General features: G+C 62.8%; 14 protein-coding genes and 1 pseudogene. 6 read left to right on the top strand and 9 right to left on the bottom strand.

Features of this window, described 5'->3' with window-relative positions; genetic code table 11:
- Positions 1-498 precede the first annotated feature (498 nt).
- The 3 genes from J1C48_RS12145 to J1C48_RS12135 all read left to right on the top strand — a co-directional run bounded on the left by J1C48_RS12145 (position 499) and on the right by J1C48_RS12135 (position 1,963).
- A complete protein-coding gene (locus J1C48_RS12145; protein ID WP_207258112.1) occupies positions 499-969 on the top strand; it encodes a hypothetical protein in 471 nt (156 codons plus the stop codon).
- 68 nt (positions 970-1,037) lie between these two features.
- Complete coding sequence (locus J1C48_RS12140; protein WP_207258111.1) at positions 1,038-1,496, top strand: MaoC family dehydratase; 459 nt, start codon at positions 1,038-1,040, stop codon at positions 1,494-1,496.
- Complete coding sequence (locus J1C48_RS12135; RefSeq protein WP_207258110.1) at positions 1,493-1,963, top strand: MaoC family dehydratase; 471 nt, start codon at positions 1,493-1,495, stop codon at positions 1,961-1,963. The genes J1C48_RS12140 and J1C48_RS12135 overlap by 4 nt, the downstream gene beginning before the upstream one ends.
- 54 nt (positions 1,964-2,017) lie before the next feature.
- Here J1C48_RS12135 and J1C48_RS12130 read toward each other — a convergent pair whose 3' ends face one another.
- The 3 genes and pseudogenes from J1C48_RS12130 to J1C48_RS19260 form a co-directional block, all read right to left on the bottom strand.
- Positions 2,018-3,145 carry an ATP-dependent DNA helicase gene (locus J1C48_RS12130; protein ID WP_207258129.1) on the bottom strand — a complete coding sequence of 376 codons (1,128 nt, stop codon included), beginning with the start codon at positions 3,143-3,145 and terminating at the stop codon, positions 2,018-2,020.
- A 335-nt stretch (positions 3,146-3,480) separates the two neighbouring features.
- On the bottom strand, positions 3,481-4,680 hold the full coding sequence (locus J1C48_RS18965; protein ID WP_231081745.1) for an ATP-binding protein: 1,200 nt from the start codon (positions 4,678-4,680) through the stop codon (positions 3,481-3,483).
- A gap of 102 nt (positions 4,681-4,782) precedes the next feature.
- Positions 4,783-5,436, bottom strand: a pseudogene (locus tag J1C48_RS19260) (PAS domain-containing protein); the annotation flags it as partial.
- On the opposite strand from J1C48_RS19260, the gene J1C48_RS18955 reads away from it, so the two are divergent.
- Complete coding sequence (locus J1C48_RS18955; protein WP_231081743.1) at positions 5,317-5,733, top strand: hypothetical protein; 417 nt, start codon at positions 5,317-5,319, stop codon at positions 5,731-5,733. The pseudogene J1C48_RS19260 and the gene J1C48_RS18955 sit on opposite strands and share 120 nt — an antisense overlap.
- A 333-nt stretch (positions 5,734-6,066) precedes the next feature.
- On the opposite strand, the gene ilvN is transcribed toward J1C48_RS18955, so the two are convergent.
- From ilvN to miaA, 5 genes are all read right to left on the bottom strand, one after another.
- On the bottom strand, positions 6,067-6,642 hold the full coding sequence (gene ilvN, locus J1C48_RS12120) for an acetolactate synthase small subunit (protein WP_207258108.1): 576 nt from the start codon (positions 6,640-6,642) through the stop codon (positions 6,067-6,069).
- Positions 6,643-6,784: 142 nt separating this feature from the next.
- On the bottom strand, positions 6,785-8,575 hold the full coding sequence (locus J1C48_RS12115) for an acetolactate synthase 3 large subunit (RefSeq protein WP_207258107.1): 1,791 nt from the start codon (positions 8,573-8,575) through the stop codon (positions 6,785-6,787).
- Between the two features lie 255 nt (positions 8,576-8,830).
- Positions 8,831-9,652: a DUF1206 domain-containing protein gene (locus J1C48_RS12110; protein WP_207258106.1), complete on the bottom strand. Its 822-nt coding sequence runs from the start codon at positions 9,650-9,652 to the stop codon at positions 8,831-8,833.
- Between the two features lie 130 nt (positions 9,653-9,782).
- Positions 9,783-10,241, bottom strand: coding sequence for a GGDEF domain-containing protein (locus J1C48_RS18950; RefSeq protein ID WP_231081754.1), 459 nt, complete (start codon positions 10,239-10,241; stop codon positions 9,783-9,785).
- 474 nt (positions 10,242-10,715) lie between these two features.
- Positions 10,716-11,630: a tRNA (adenosine(37)-N6)-dimethylallyltransferase MiaA gene (gene miaA, locus J1C48_RS12100; protein ID WP_210345382.1), complete on the bottom strand. Its 915-nt coding sequence runs from the start codon at positions 11,628-11,630 to the stop codon at positions 10,716-10,718.
- 45 nt (positions 11,631-11,675) lie between these two features.
- Here miaA and serB point away from each other — a divergent pair, with 45 nt between their 5' ends.
- Both serB and J1C48_RS12090 read left to right on the top strand, forming a co-directional pair.
- Positions 11,676-12,563, top strand: a complete 888-nt coding sequence (gene serB / locus J1C48_RS12095; protein ID WP_207258104.1) for a phosphoserine phosphatase SerB — start codon at positions 11,676-11,678, stop codon at positions 12,561-12,563.
- A 123-nt stretch (positions 12,564-12,686) separates the two neighbouring features.
- Positions 12,687-13,259, top strand: coding sequence for a GNAT family N-acetyltransferase (locus tag J1C48_RS12090; protein ID WP_231081742.1), 573 nt, complete (start codon positions 12,687-12,689; stop codon positions 13,257-13,259).
- 132 nt (positions 13,260-13,391) lie between these two features.
- Here J1C48_RS12090 and puhE read toward each other — a convergent pair whose 3' ends face one another.
- Complete coding sequence (gene puhE / locus J1C48_RS12085) at positions 13,392-15,314, bottom strand: putative photosynthetic complex assembly protein PuhE (RefSeq protein WP_207258103.1); 1,923 nt, start codon at positions 15,312-15,314, stop codon at positions 13,392-13,394.
- Between the last annotated feature and the right edge of the window lie 130 nt (positions 15,315-15,444).

Below are 15,444 nucleotides of genomic sequence, written 5' to 3'. Positions count from 1 at the left end.
TCGACTACGATGACATCCTCGCCCACTGCTGTGACGCTTGGAACAAACTCGTCGACCAGCCGTGGAAAATCATCTCAATCGGCATGCGTGATTGGGCTCACGGGTTTTGATCAATGCCCGGTGGTATCAAATATGGAAGCAGGTCATCGAAGCAAGCGCACAAGAAGACGCTGCGCCGCAACCATTTCATGCCGCAACGTGATGAGAAAATGACAGGAAAAATAGATACGGGAACACTGCAATTATCGCATTAGCGCGATCATCACCGTACGCCAACGATGACTCATCAAAAGCGGCGGACGCGCCTCTTCAGGCGTCACCTTTCGAACCGCCGGTAACCCTTTCTTAAAACTGCTTGTCGCCGCACTTGCGAAGCCTCGTTTTCCAATGCTTATAACAGGCATGCTCAAAGTTTCGCCACAAACCGACTCTGCCGCCATCCGATCTGGTTTACCGCGTCGCACAATCACGTTTCTCACCGGGGTGATCGTCGCGTTCATGATGCTGGTGCCAGCCAGTGCCGTCGCCAAGGCCGCGAAAAAGGTGGAAGACCGGCTGCCGGCCGCGGCAGAGGCCGCGAGCTTGGAAGCGATCGCGACCGCAGATCACCCTGCAGCGATCCAGATCACCGCTGGCCTGGAGCGCCCTAGCCGGCTGTCGCTCGTGCTCGCCCCGACAAAGATCGATCCGGCGGCGACTGTCTATATCAACGTCTATCTGCGGCCAATGAATGGTGCGGGGGCGGCGGATGGATCGGCAAGCGTCGCAGACGAGCGCGGCACGCTTGCCGGAACCGTCGCTTTCGTCCAGGCTGAGGCGATCGGTGCGAAAGAGAGCTTCCTGATCAATGTTCCCAAGGACATGCGCTTTTCGCAGGGCATGGCGACGGTCACCATCGCCTTGGACGGAAACGGATCGTCGCTCGGCGACTCCGCCATCGCTCTGATCCGAGCCAGGCTGTTGAAATAGGCCGTTTTCGCGAGCGATCGCGCAATGCTTTATACCCGCCGAATGAGATCGAAGCGGAGGGGAACGCCATGACACGCGCCTATGAGGATTTCACCGAAGGTTTGGAGCTTCCGCTCGGGCCCTATCAGACCGATCGCGACGAGATGATCGCATTCGCCAGCGAGTTCGACCCGCAGCCGTTTCACCTTGACGAGGCGGCCGGCAGCAACAACGAACTGGTCGGCTCACTGACGGCCTCGGGCTGGCACACCTGCTCGATGCTGATGCGGATGATGGCCGACGGCTTTATCCTGAATTCCACCTCGCAAGGCTCGCCTGGCGTCGATTTCGTCAACTGGAAAGCGCCGGTGCGGCCGGGCGACAGGTTGACGGGAACCGCCCGCGTGCTGTCCCGGCGGCTCTCGGCCAAGCGCCCGACCCTCGGCATCACGAAAATCGGCGTGACCCTCGAAAATCAGGACGGCGTGACCGTCCTCGAAACCGAATACACCTTGCTGCTCCTCACCCGTGAAGGAGCCGCCGCATGACCTTCTGGGACACTTTCATCGTCGGCGAACCGATCGCGCTCGGCGCCCACCGCTTCACCGCCGAAGCGATCGTGCGCTTTGCCGAAAAATACGATCCCCAGATCTTCCATCTCGATCCCGAGCGGGCCAAGGCTTCGGTTCTCGGCGGCCTGTGTGCCTCCGGTTGGCACACCGCCAGCGCCTGCATGCGGCTGAATGTCGACTATCGCTATGGCAAATTGAAGCGCTGGCTGGAAGCCGGCAATCCAATGCCACGCATCGGCCCCTCGCCGGGCTTCAAGACCATGCGCTGGCCACGCCCCGTCTATGCCGGCGACAGGGTGCAGTTCACCCAGACCGTCACCGACAAGCGCGTCTCGGAGACACGGCCCGGCTGGGGACTCGTCAGCTTCTCGACCCTCGGCGTCAACCAGGATGGAGCCGAGGTCTTCAGCTTCGATGGCGTGGCCTTCCAGGGCACCGACTGATGTCCCCGCCGAGGATCGCGACGTCCAAGCGCGGCGGCAGCGACCGGCCGGCCCTCAGCGCACGATCGTGAGCCGTTCGGCAGCCCGGGTGATCGCGGTATAGAGCCAGCGCTCGCGAGTGTCGCGAAACGCCCAGCTCTCGTCAAAGAGCATGACGTCGTTCCACTGCGACCCCTGCGCCTTGTGCACGGTCAAGGCATAGCCGAAGTCGAAGTCGTCGAAGCGCTTCTTGGTCGCCCAGGCGACCTCGTTCTCAGGCTCCTCAAACGCCTGCTTGAGCAGCCGGATCTTCGCTGCGCCCTGATCGATATCGTCATCGTCGGGCTTGACGATCAGATTGACGCCGGGCTTCGTCGTCTCGCGCGAGGCCGTCATCACCTGCCAAAGCGAGCCGTTGAGCAGGCTTTTGGCCGGATCGTTGCGCAGGCAGACGAGCTTGTCGCCGGCCTGGGGCAGCGGCCCCTCGAAGCCCTTCAACTCGCGCAGACGCGCATTGTAGCGCCGCCGCGTCCGATTGGTGCCGACCAGCACCTGATCGGCCGCCACCACCGCCTCCGTCTCGACCTCGCGCTTGGAAATGACCTTGGCGGTGCCGTAGTCGCCATACATCAGCTCGCGCCCCTCGCGGACCGCGAGCGCCAGATCGATGATCGGATTGTCCCGTGCCTGGCGGTGAATCTCCGACAGCAGAAAGTCCGGCTCGGCCTCGGTAAAAAAGCCGCCGCCCGAGACCGGCGGCAGCTGCCCCGGATCGCCGAGCACCAGAATCGGTGTGCCGAACGACATCAGATCGCGCCCCAGCGCCTCGTCGACCATGGAACATTCGTCGACGATGACGAGCTTGGCCTTGGCGACCGGGCTCTGCCGATTGAGCGAAAAGGTCGGCGAGACGCGCGACAGGCCGCTCGTCTCGTCCTCGACGGTTTCTTCGCCCCGCGGACGGTAGATCAACGAATGCAAGGTGCGCGCCGATTTTGCGCCCTTCGATCGCAGCACCTGTGCGGCCTTGCCGGTGAAGGCCGCGAACTGGACGGCACCGTCGATGCCTTCGGCGAAATGCCGCGCCAGCGTGGTCTTGCCGGTCCCGGCATAGCCGAAGAGGCGAAAGATCGGCTGATTGCCGTTCTCCAGCCAATCGGCCACCGCCATAAGGGCATCGTCCTGTTGCGGGGTGAGTTGCAAGGCGCTTCTCCGGTGCGGCGCGACGACAAAATGCGGCAAGCCCGGAAGATCGGCAAGAGCCCGGCCCCGGCCACCCCCGTGCTCGATCGCCATGCGACGCGGTCACGGCATGCCGAGACGCAACCGCTCTACGGACCACGCCATCAAACGAGCGGTTTCAGGAAGACGTTTCGGCCTTGATTCGCAAGCACAGGGAGCCGATCCGGCAACTTGCCCCCAAGAAGCCTCGCGCGCTCGCGCGGATCGTTCCGCCAACGGTGGGATTTCACCCACAGTGCCAGCGCCCGCGGATCGGCAGATGGAGCAGGAGAGTGATCGAGACGCTCGCCGCGCGCTCAGCGGACACCTGCCGAGACCGGTCTTGCCGGAACATCCGGATCGCTGCCGTCAAGCGTATCGCTTTTCAGACCGTGTGCCCGTGCTACCTCGTCAATCACGAGACCGAGGTCACGGATGCTAAACGGCTTCTGCAGCCGCGCATCGGCAATGTTTTCCGTCTCGACGGCGTCTTCCGCATAGCCGGTTGCGAGGATCATCGGCAGGTGGGGCCATCGCGACCGGGCAAGCCGAACGAAATCGAGGCCGGTCATTTTCGGCATGGCGTGATCGGTGACGACGATATCAATCGCCTCGCCGCTCGCGCCGCCCAGGAAATCCAGCGCGTCCTGACCGGTTTCCATCGTCACTGTCTGATGGCCAAGGTCTTCCAACATCGTCGCCGTGTTCATGAGAACCAAAGCGTCGTCGTCGATGACCAGGACGCGGAGTTTGCGCTGCGAAGGACCCAACACGTCCTCGTTCTCCAGTTCGTCGTCCGCGTCCAAATTGACCGCGGCATGATCCACCACGGTGTTCGCGGCGGCGGGGAGCAGAAGAGCCACCGTCGTTCCCCTGCCCGGCTTGCTTTCGATCGCCATCTGCCCTTGAGCTGCGTCAACAAACCCTTGAACCATCGACAACCCCAATCCGGTTCCTTTTCCGGCGGGCTTTGTCGTGAAAAAAATGTCGGCTGCCCGCGCCAAGGTCTCCGGGCCCATTCCAATTCCCGTGTCGATCACCTCCAATTGAACATAGCGCCGGCGACAGCTGCCGTCGGGGCCTGCGGCAATTCGCCTACTTCGCGCCCGAACCCGGATCACCCCGCCGGTGGGCATGGCGTCGCGGGCATTGATGATCAGGTTCATGATCGCGAGTTCGAGCTGATGAGGATCGACGTTAATCGGCGGGAGGTGCTCCGGCAGATCGGCATCGATGGTCGTCTCGGGGCCAATCGCCCGCGCGAGAAGATCGGAGAGATTCTGAAACAACCGCGGCAATTCAATCGACCGAGACTGAAAATCCTGCTGCCGGGCGAAATTCATCATTCGCGACACCAGAGCGGCACCCCGGCGCGCGCCGATCATCGCGTTATCGAGGAAACCGGCAATTTGACTGTCAGCGCCAATCCGCCGCCGCGCCAGCTCCAAATTTCCAAGGATCGCGCTCAAGAGATTGTTGAAATCATGCGCAACACCGCCGGTCAGGCGACCGATCATCTCCAGCTTTTGCGACTGGAACAACGCCCGCCGCGCCGATCGCAGCGCCTGTTCGGTCATCCATTGCGAGCTGGTGTCGCGGATCACCACCGAAAAGCCGACGAAGCGGCCCTCGTCGTCCTCAACGAGATCGATCACATCCTGAATCGCGACGTGATCACCATTTTTACGAATGTGCCAGCCGGTGTGAAGGAGCCGGCCATTGCGCCTGGCCGCCGCCAAAACGGTCTCAGGCTCGCCCCGGTCCCGCCCGTCTGGCGGGAACAGCCCGGCAAACGCAGTCCCGACCACGTCCAGGGCGGCAAAGCCCAGCATCTGTTCGAGGCGGCTGCTCCAGCTGGTGATCCGGCCCACCTCATCAAGCTGGCAGATCGCGTGATCGTGAAAGCCCTCGGTCAACTGCGCAACACGCTGGGCGTCGCGGCGCGCGGCATCTTCGACGTAGTGGCTGCGGGTGTGGTCGCAGCAGATAACGACGAAGCCGCGCTCGCAGGCTCCGCATTCCCCGAACTGCTGAATCGCCAGATGCGCCCAGAACCGAGCTCCGTCCCGGCGCTTGCACCAGCCGTCGTATTCGAAACACCCCACCGCCCGGCATTCTGACAAGACCGCCTCGCTCGAGAGGCCAAAATGCGAATGCTGGAAAAACAGATCAAAGAAATCTTCGCCGATCACTTCGTCCTGCGAATAGCCTTTGAGGCGCTCTGCTCCAGCGTTCCAGCTCTCGATCACACCTCTCGTATCGAGGACGACAATCGCGTTTTCCACGACATCCTCGACGATGCGACGGTAGGCTCCGTCGGAGATGCGCCGTTCGTCAACGTTGACGCCGTCCTGCATCGATGCACCTCAGCGGAATCAGTTTGTTCGACGCCACCCTGTGCTCAAAAATCCGACAATTGCAACATTAAGTTTAGTAGATATTTTTTACCCCGGCTGAAGCCGGCCGAACCTCCGATAGGGACGGTCGCGAAAGGGGCTTGGCAGAACCGGCCTCTACCCTCGCGCGCCGCGCGTTCGACAAGACGCACAACAGATGAACTATCTAATTGATTCTAAACATTTTATGTCTGAAAATCGCTTTCAATTTGCGGATCAATGCTTGAGAAAAATCAATCAGAAAGCTTCATTCTTGCAACATCGGGTTCAGCTATCTCTACGAGAATTCAGCCGCGGCATGCAGCACAAAACACACTCATAACGAGAATTTTCATGAGCACAGGGATCGGCCGAAGCGCGGAATGGCCTCATCCCGGACGGGTGACAAAGCGCGATCGTGACCAACCGCAACGGGGCCCGCACATGACATCACATGCGCGGCTCCGGCAGGGTCCAGGGTCGGGATTTTCTGGCGGCGGGGCGCGGCCGTACCACGCCTCTCGCGAATTACATGCCGTCCTTACCGCGCGACAGAGCCGCCACGCCCGTGCGGCAGACCTCGACCAGGCCGAGGGGCGCCATGAGCCCGATGAACTTGTCGAGCTTGGACGACCGCCCGGTGATCTCGAAGACGAAATGCTCGATCGAGGAGTCGACGACCTTCGCCCGGAACACATCCGCCAAGCGCAGCGCTTCGACGCGCCGTTCGCCCGTCCCCGCCACCTTGACGATCGCCAGCTCGCGCTCGATCGGCCGGCTGTCGCCCGGCTCGCCACCGACAATGGTCAGATCGATCACGCGATGCACCGGCACGATGCGATCGAGCTGACTCTTCAGTTGCTCGATCACATGCGGCGCCCCGCGCGTGACGATCGTGATCCGCGACAGATGCTTCTCATGCTCGGTCTCGGAGACGGTGAGACTCTCGATATTGTAGCCTCGGCCGGAAAACATCCCGATCACCCGGGCAAGAACGCCCGGCTCGTTGTCGACAAGCACCGAGAGCGTGCGAGACACCGCCGTCTCCTGCTCGGGCGTGATGAAATAGGCGGAGGCCGGGGGCTGGACGACAGGGTTGGTCATAACGCTCGACTTTACACGAAATGGGTTTGACAGGTGATCTGCCGGACACTCGGCCAAATGTCGATCCAACAGCCTTCGGGCGGGATCGACAGATGGTGGCTGGAAGATGAGCAGCCGGTGCCCGTGCCACAGCAAAGGCGCGTCAGACCAGCACCCGGTCCTTGGCGTCGATCGCTTTGGCAACGGCCTCGTCGGTCGCCTCGTCCGGCAGCAGGATCTCGTTGTGCGCCTTGCCCGACGGGATCATCGGGAAGCAGTTTGCCAGATTGGCCACCCGGCAGTCGAACAGCACCGGCCCGTCGGCGGCGATCATCGCGTCGATCGCATCGTCGAGTTCACCCGGCTTTTCGCAACGCATACCGATCGCGCCATAGGCTTCGGCCAGCTTGACGAAGTCCGGCAGCGCCTCAGTGTAGGAATGCGACAGCCGGTTGCCGTGCAGAAGCTGCTGCCACTGGCGGACCATGCCCATATACTGGTTGTTGAGGATGAAGATCTTGACGTTGGCGCAATGCTGCACCGCCGTCGACATCTCCTGCATATTCATCAGCACCGAGGCGTCGCCGGCGATGCAGACCGACAGCGCATCGGGATGGGCGATCGCCGCCCCGATCGAGGCCGGCAGACCGTAACCCATGGTGCCGAGACCGCCGGAGGTCAGCCACCGGTTCGGCGCCTCGAAGCCGTAAAATTGCGCCGCCCACATCTGATGCTGGCCGACCTCGGTCGAGACATAGGTCTCGCGGTCCTTTGTCGCCTCATAAAGCCGCTGAACGGCATATTGCGGCATGATGAGGTCGTTATTCGGCTTGTAGGCAAGGCAGTTGCGCGTCTTCCAGCGACCGATCTCACGCCACCACTCGGCCAGCGCTTCAGCATCAACTGCAGCCTTCGCCGACCGCCACTCCGCGATCAGATCCTTCAAGACGTGTGTGACATCGCCGATGATCGGCAGATCGACCCGGACATTCTTGTTTATCGAGGATGGATCAATGTCGATATGGATCTTCTTCGAGTTTGGCGAAAACGCATCGAGCCGGCCGGTAATTCGGTCGTCGAACCGCGCTCCGATGCACAGCATGACATCACAGCCATGCATCGCCAGATTGGCTTCGTAGGTGCCGTGCATGCCAAGCATGCCGAGCCAGCTCTTGCCCGACGCCGGATAGGCGCCGAGGCCCATCAAGGTCGAGGTGATTGGAAATCCGCTCAGCTCGACAAATTCGCGCAGCAGCCGCGAGGCTTCCGGGCCGGAATTGACGACACCGCCGCCCGAATAGATTATCGGTCGTTTGGCGCTGGCAAGCAGCGCCACCGCCGCGGCGATCCGCTCATGCTCGGGCGACAGCCGCGGACGATAGCTCTCATGGGTCCGGCTCGGCGGCGGCGGGGCGTACATGCCGGTGGCGAACTGGACATCTTTCGGAATGTCGACGACAACCGGTCCTGGCCGTCCCGTACGGGCAACGAGAAAGGCCTCATGCAGAATGCGCGAGAGATCGTTGACGTCCTTGACCAGCCAATTGTGCTTGGTGCAAGGCCGGGTGATGCCGACGGTGTCGCACTCCTGGAAAGCGTCGGAGCCGATCAACGTGGTTGGAACCTGGCCGGAGATGCAGACCAGCGGAATGGAATCCATCAGCGCATCCTGAAGAGCGGTGACCGCATTGGTCGCCCCCGGCCCCGAGGTCACCAACATGACGCCGGTCTTGCCGGTCGAGCGGGCATAACCTTCGGCAGCGTGACCGGCGCCCTGCTCATGGCGCACAAGGATATGACGGACATCGGACTGCTGGAAGAGTGCGTCATAGATCGGCAGCACCGCGCCGCCCGGATAGCCGAAAATATCGGTGACGCCGTTGTCGATCAGCGCCTGAACGACCATTTCGGCGCCCGTCATCTCCCGCGCTTGCATTTGCGCCGTCTTGTCCATCGTCTTGTCTTTCTCGTCGTCGCCGATCCAACTCGGCCACAGCTTTCACAGAATTTCGGGCAATAAAAAAGGGCCTCTTGGGCCCTTTGATCGCGCACACGTGGCATCAGCCGGGCGGTCCTCAGACCGCCACGCGTGTGCGCATTCCTACGAGAAGCAAATTCATCGTCATGGCGCGCAAGCTAGTCACGCCGCGTGCACGCGTCAACGACTTTTTCGCGATCACCGTCAAAGGGGGGCAAGCGGCGGCGGCAATCAACCGACATCCGGCATTTCGATCCGCCGGTACATCGCCTCCGCGAGCGAATAGACGCCAAAGGCGACGAGACCGAGACCGGTCAGCGACAAGAACAGCCAACCGAAACTCCAACTGGAAATTTCCCGCAGTGCCGCGTCGATCCCCGGCGTTTCGCCGGATTCGTAACCCGCCGCGCCCGTCGCCAGCAGTCCGGCCAAAACGACGAAGGTCACAGCGCGCGCGATCAGACCGAACTGGCAGACCGGCTTCAGCAACCAGCGCCGATCGCTCGGGATCGCCATATATTTTTCAAAGCCCGCTTTGACGCCTTTGACGAGATGGGCGATCGCTGCTGCGGCCATGCCTGCGGCAATGAGATAGGTCAGCCAGACGCCGAAACCGGCCTCATAAGCATAGGCGATCACGCCGCTTTTGCCGCCGCTGCCCGAGCCGGCACCTTGGCCGAGGAGAAGCGTGACCGAATAGACCGCCAGAGCGCCATAGGAGAAGGCGCTGATCAAAAGTCCGGTGCGCACAAACACCCCCTTGGCGTCGATGCCATGATTGTCGACATCCATCGCCACCTGGATCAAACGCCACAGGCAGAAGGCGGCCAGCGCAATCACCATGGCGGCAAGCAGGATCGTTCCGAAACCCGATCCGGCAATCACCTCGATCGCGTCCTTGGTATCCATCGCTTGGCCGCTCGCAAACGCGGCCCGAAAGGAGAAGTAGCCGACGATGATGAAGACCAGTCCACGCGCCGCATAGCCGGCTCGCGCCGCCCCCTTCAACCAGTCCTCGCCATTTTGCGGCGCCATGCTGTTGGTCATCGACATCGCTTGATCCTTTTGACGGGAGACGCGCGGCGCGTGCAGTTGGTTCCTGCCGCTAGGGCAACGATATGAGCGGCTTCGTCAAGTACCACGACACTGCGGGGCCCCAGCGGTCGTCGAAGCGACCTCGGCCTCAACTTGCCACGCGATTTCGGCCGGCCCGTTTGGCCTCATAAAGCTGCCCGTCAGCGCGCTTTAAGATCGTGGTCGGATTATCCTGCGGCAAGGCGATCGTGCAGCCGAGGGATGCGGTGATTCTGATGGCCGACGGACCGACATGAATCTGCTGAGCGGCGATCTTCTCGCGCAGGCGCTCGGCAAATCGGAAGGTCTCGTCTTCGCTGAGATCGGGCGCAATAATCGCGAATTCCTCACCGCCAAACCGCGCCACAACGTCGTGAAAGCGGGTCAGCTCGAAGAGACAGAAGGCGACCGAGCGGAGCACTTCGTCACCGACGTCATGTCCATAAGTGTCGTTGATGGCCTTGAAGTGGTCGAGATCGATCATAAGCAGCGCCAAAGGCTTGCCGATCTTGCTGAATTCGGCGACGTAATGCTTCAGCGCCTCGTCGAAGAAGCGACGATTGTGCATCCCGGTCAGCGGGTCGGTAAGAGCCGCCTCTTCCAATCGCTTGGAGCGTTCGCTGAGAAGATTGGTGAGACCACGCAGCTTGCCTTGCTCGCGCGCGTGCCGCCGCAAGACCGGCCAGATGACAAACCCGGTCGCAAGACAGGTAACGGCCAGAAAACCGAGGCTCAGCCAGGTCAACATGACATGCCGGGACAACGCCACGGTCTGGTGCGCATCGGACAGGGTCGGTCCGATTTCGCGATAATTGATGAAGATGACAGCGCCTGCCGCAACTGCAGAACACAGAACAACTGCGGCTGACAACTCTACCTTCGCAAATCTCATAAATATTGCAAGTCCGTTTTACGATTGATAAAAGAATATAATCAATGTTCTATCCCAACGTTAAAAGAAACAGCATCCGCGCCCGGCCATTCCGCCAGGATCTCCAAGGCGAAACGGCGCAAGCGACAAATCTCTGTTTTCAAATGACTTTCAAAGCAGACGCAGCGCCTGCGACAAATCGACCACCGAGGTGACCCTCAACCAGTCGTCGTCAAATTGATGCCGAAACCAGGTTTCCTGACGTTTGGCATATTGGCGCGTGCGCGTGATCGCCCGCTCGCGCGCCGCGTCGAGACTCATCTCGCCGCCAAGCACCGCCACGAGTTCGGCAAGGCCGATCGCCTTGATCGCCGTCGGACCGGCATCCGGAAAATGCACGGCAAATCGCCGAACCTCTTCGAGCGCGCCGGCGGCAAGCATCAGATCGAAGCGTGTCGCGATCCGTTCGCGAAGCGCCGCCCGCTCCGGTGCCAGAACGATCTTGTGCGCCCGTGAGGGATTGATCAGCGCAGGTCCCTTGCCGGCCTGGAGCTGCAAGAGCGAGCGGCCCGTCGCTTCGACGATCTCGAGTGCGCGGGCGATCCGCTGCCCGTCACGCGGACCAAGCCGCGCCGCCATCTCCGGGTCGCGGCGCTGCAATTCGGCGGAGAGCGCTTCGGCGCCCTCGGCAATCAACCGGTCCCGCCATTTGGCCCGGATCGCCATCGGAATTTCGGGCATGACATCCAAAAGACCAGTCAATGCCTTGAAATAAAGACCGGTTCCGCCGCAGAAGATCGGCAACGTCCCGGCGCGCCGCAGGCCGGGCAGAAGCGCGGCGACGTCGCGCAGATAGGCGCCGGCGGAGTAGTCGGCGCGCGGATCGACATGGCCGTAAAGATGGTGGGGCACCTGCCCAACATCCTCCGCCGACGGTCGCGCGGTGAGGATCTCGAGCCCATCATAGACCTGCAGGGAATCGGCATTGATGACGACGCCGTGGTGACGTTCGGCGAGCTCCATGGCGAGGCGTGACTTGCCGCTCGCGGTCGGGCCGGCTATCAGGATCGCGTCGATTTTCCCCATGATCGATCCCCCAATAATCGCTCCTTTGTCATCGGCCGTTGTCCCATGCATGTCGCCACCGTGATTGCCAATCCCGCCGGTCCACATTTCTCAAAGGAAGAGCTTGGTGCCATCGCCGATCATCTGGGTGCGTCGTCGGCAAAGGCGGACTGGCTCGCCGACGGCTTCGCCGCCGATCTACCTTTGGAAACGCCTCCGGCACCGGCCGCGATCGTGGCGGCGCGCGCGAAAGCCGATGCGCATGATCTCGACCTCGTGGTGCAGGAGGCCGCTGGCCGCCGCAAGCGCTTTTTGATCGCCGACATGGACTCCACCATGATCGAGCAGGAATGCATCGACGAACTGGCCGCCGAAATCGGCATCAAGGACAAGATCGCAGCGATCACCGCGCGGGCGATGAATGGCGAAATCGCCTTCGAGCCGGCGCTGCGCGAGCGGGTGGGCCTCCTCACCGGCCTGCCCGAGACGATCGTCGGCACGGTCATCGCCGAGCGCATCACCTATGCCAAGGGCGGCAAGACGCTGGTTGCGACGATGCGTAAGAATGGCGCCCATACCGCGCTCGTCTCCGGCGGCTTTACGGTCTTCACCGGCCCGATCGGCGCGGATCTCGGCTTCCACGAGACGCGGGCCAACCGGCTGATCGCCGAGAACGGCGTGTTGACCGGCGCTGTCGGCGAGCCGATCCTCGGCGCCGAAGCCAAAGTCGCGGCGCTGCAAGAGATCGCGGCCGCGCGCGGGCTCTCGGCCTCGGATGTGATCGCCGTCGGCGACGGCGCCAACGATCTGCCGATGCTGCAGTTCGCCGGAACCGGCGTCGCGCTGCATGCCAAGCCGAAGGTCGCGGCCAGCGCCCCCCACCGCGTCGATCGCGGCGACCTCACCGCGCTCCTCTATATCCAGGGCTATCGACGAAACGAATTTGCCGCCTGAGCTTGCCGCGTTCGGGGCCTGCCGAGGCCGTTCGGCGATCGAAGACGCGGCGCCGAGACGACGGTCGAGGACCAACGATGCGAGCCCCGGCGGTGATCCGAAGATCACAAGAGAGGCCAAGCGATGGATATGCGAAGCCCGATCGAGACGACGCGGACGCGCCTTCGCCGCTGGCGGGACGAGGACCGGGCCGCATTTCATCGCCTGAACAGCGACGAGACGGTGATGCGCTTTTTCCCGTTTCGCCGCAGCCGCGCCGAGTCGGACGCTTTCCTCGATGGCCTCAACGCACGGCTCGACCAGGACGGCGTCTCGTTTCTGGCGCTCGACGTCGACGGCGGTGACGCGGCCGTCGGCATCGTCGGCATGGCCGTGCTGGACCCGATCATGCCCTGTGCGCCGGGCATCGAAATCGGCTGGCGGTTGCTGCCGGAGGTCTGGGGCCAAGGCTATGCGACGGAAGCGGCCGAAGGCTGCCTCCATCGCGCCTTCACCAACCCAGGGGCGTGCGACGACATCGTCAGCTTCTGCGTCGATGGCAACGCTGCCTCGGAAGCGGTGATGCTGCGGCTCGGCTTTTCCCGCGAGGCCGACTTCGACCATCCAAAGGTCGATCCGGCGACGCATCCGCATCTCGTGCGTCACCGGCTCTATCGGCTGCGCCGCGCCGACTGGCGGAGCCGTCAGCGCGGATAGAGCGCCCTTCGTCCGATCGGACGCAGGCAGGACGCCCTCACTCTTCGAATTCGCGCATCATGCTTTGCCGAAAGTCGATTCCGACTTTCGGGCCGATGCTGTCGGCGCCTCGGAACAGCGCCAGCCGCTCCTTCATTCCGCCGGCAGGATATTGGCTGCGGGCGCCAGGACCGAAGCGGAGGGCGCGATCTCGCCGGCAGCAGCCTTGCCCTCCGCCAGTCGGGTGAAGGTGGCGTCGAGCCAACCGGCATCCGGCGACGCGCCGATCGCCAGCGCCCGCGAGCGCTCGTTCGCCCGGGGCACATGGGCCGAAAGCGAGGCCCGCCCGCCGGCGACATCGAAGCGGAGCCAGCCGCCCTTCGTCGACTCGACGATGCCCTTCATCCGGTCGATCCCGCCGGCGCGGCCGGCCACCACATCGGCCAACACCGTTCGCAGCGCCTCGGCATTGACCCGCCCCGCGAGCGGACGGCTCCACGAGGCGAGACCAAGCCCTGGCTCGTCGTGATGGTGGTGGGCGTCGTGATGATGGGGATCATCATGTTGGTGGTGGTGCTCACCGTGGTGATGGTCATGACGATCATGGGGCTCGTTAGCAGTGGCCGCACCGTGAGCCTCGTCAGACGGCCGATGATCGTGGTGCCCGTGCGCGGCGTGCGCGTGTTCGCCGGCCCCATGGCCGTCGTCCTGCCAGCGCGACAGCGTCCGCGCCGGATCGAGCGCCTGATCGACGACGCCGTAGCGAGCGGTGACGATCACGGCGTCGGGATTGAGCGCGGTCAGCGTCTCCCGGATGGTCTCGATCTCGGCGGCCGAGACCAGATCGGTCTTGTTGACGATGAAGACGGGCGCGAGCTTCGCCTGGATGCGGAAATACTCCGGCATGCGGGCATAGTCCGCGAGAAACGCGCCGGCATCGATGACCGTGTGCAGCTTCAGCGACTGGGTCAGCGCCTTGATCTCCGGCTCGTGCAGAACCCTGAGCAGCGATGCGACATCGGCGACGCCGGACGGTTCGATCAGCACGCGTTGCGGCTTGACTTTGGCGACCACCTCCCGCAGCTGCACCGACAGATCCTTGCGCAACGAGCAGCAGATGCAGCCGTTGGAGAGCTCGACCACATCCGCGCCCTGCCCTTCCAGCAGCGAACCGTCGATGCCGAGTTCGCCGAAATCATTGACGAGAACGACGGTCTTCACGTCCGGGTCGGCCTCGGCCAGCATCCGGCGCACGGTCGTCGTCTTGCCGGCCCCGAGGAAACCGACCACGATCTCCGCCTCGAAGGGCCGGCGTTCGCCGCGCGACTTCAGCCCCGGGGACCACAACGCGGCGGTCGGCATCGGCAGGACCAGCATCCAGTGTTCGAGGATCGCCAGTGCCATCAGGACGGCGAGAAACGTATAGCCGGATCGCTCGAAGGCATTCGCCTCATCCGCCACCGCCGCGACCACGAGAAGCACGGTGATCACCGTCGAGATCGTCACGGAGAAGGGAAAGAGCAGGTTCATCGAGCGCTTGTTGAGGAAGCCTTTCAGGAACTCCAGATGCTCCGGCAGGAACTCCTCATTCAGATTGCGGACGCCGAAGAAGACGTTGAGCTTGGCGCTTTGATGCATCCACCACAGTACCATGAAGGTCCACATGCCGATCTGGTTCGGCCCACCCCAAGTCAGCCAGACGACGAGCACCGCGGCGGCGATGATGGCGAGCTCATGATAGAGGCTGGTCTCGATGGCATGGCCGAAATGGGCAAGGCCGCGGCAGCTTTCCGGACAGGGCCGCTTTCGCGGGCCGGTGACATAGCCCATGTAGAAGCTCATTTCCTGCCAACCCCAGGCGAGCAGCCCCCAGATGAAGGCGAAATACGCCCCTGAAATCGTCGGATCCTGGGCCGAGCGCTGCAAACCGATCAGTGAGACGGCGAAGAGCAGCGTCGCCCCGATCATCGAATATTTGAAGGTCCAGCGCGGCAGACCGTCGAGATAGATGATCAGGACGGTCGAAGCCCACCAGACGAAAAGGGCGAACAGCGCCGGATAGACATAGTCGGCCATCGAAAGACTCCATGCAAAAGCCGCGGCAGATCGGTTGATCCACCGCTCGTGGAGGCTGCCGCGAAGCGCGGCGGCCTCCGTCACATGCTCTGCGGCGCGTGCACCGCCTTTGCGCCCGATGCGACCCCGC

Origin of the sequence: Jiella flava, from assembly GCF_017349315.1 — a bacterium.
GTDB lineage: Bacteria > Pseudomonadota > Alphaproteobacteria > Rhizobiales > Rhizobiaceae > Jiella > Jiella flava.
This window is presented reverse-complemented; position numbering and strand designations above follow the sequence as displayed.

Excerpts from the sequence above, each read along its gene's own strand:
- J1C48_RS12135 (WP_207258110.1), top strand. The coding sequence starts at position 1,493 with ATGACCTTCTGGGACACTTTCATCGTCGGCGAACCGATCGCGCTCGGC.
- J1C48_RS12110 (WP_207258106.1), bottom strand. The coding sequence starts at position 9,652 with ATGTCGATGACCAACAGCATGGCGCCGCAAAATGGCGAGGACTGGTTG.
- J1C48_RS18950 (WP_231081754.1), bottom strand. The coding sequence starts at position 10,241 with ATGCACAATCGTCGCTTCTTCGACGAGGCGCTGAAGCATTACGTCGCC.
- J1C48_RS12115 (WP_207258107.1), bottom strand. The coding sequence starts at position 8,575 with ATGGACAAGACGGCGCAAATGCAAGCGCGGGAGATGACGGGCGCCGAA.
- J1C48_RS12090 (WP_231081742.1), top strand. The coding sequence starts at position 12,687 with ATGGATATGCGAAGCCCGATCGAGACGACGCGGACGCGCCTTCGCCGC.
- ilvN (WP_207258108.1), bottom strand. The coding sequence starts at position 6,642 with ATGACCAACCCTGTCGTCCAGCCCCCGGCCTCCGCCTATTTCATCACG.
- J1C48_RS12140 (WP_207258111.1), top strand. The coding sequence starts at position 1,038 with ATGACACGCGCCTATGAGGATTTCACCGAAGGTTTGGAGCTTCCGCTC.
- serB (WP_207258104.1), top strand. The coding sequence starts at position 11,676 with ATGCATGTCGCCACCGTGATTGCCAATCCCGCCGGTCCACATTTCTCA.
- J1C48_RS18955 (WP_231081743.1), top strand. The coding sequence starts at position 5,317 with ATGCTGGAAAAACAGATCAAAGAAATCTTCGCCGATCACTTCGTCCTG.
- J1C48_RS12145 (WP_207258112.1), top strand. The coding sequence starts at position 499 with ATGATGCTGGTGCCAGCCAGTGCCGTCGCCAAGGCCGCGAAAAAGGTG.
- J1C48_RS18965 (WP_231081745.1), bottom strand. The coding sequence starts at position 4,680 with ATGATCGGTCGCCTGACCGGCGGTGTTGCGCATGATTTCAACAATCTC.
- miaA (WP_210345382.1), bottom strand. The coding sequence starts at position 11,630 with ATGGGGAAAATCGACGCGATCCTGATAGCCGGCCCGACCGCGAGCGGC.
- puhE (WP_207258103.1), bottom strand. The coding sequence starts at position 15,314 with ATGGCCGACTATGTCTATCCGGCGCTGTTCGCCCTTTTCGTCTGGTGG.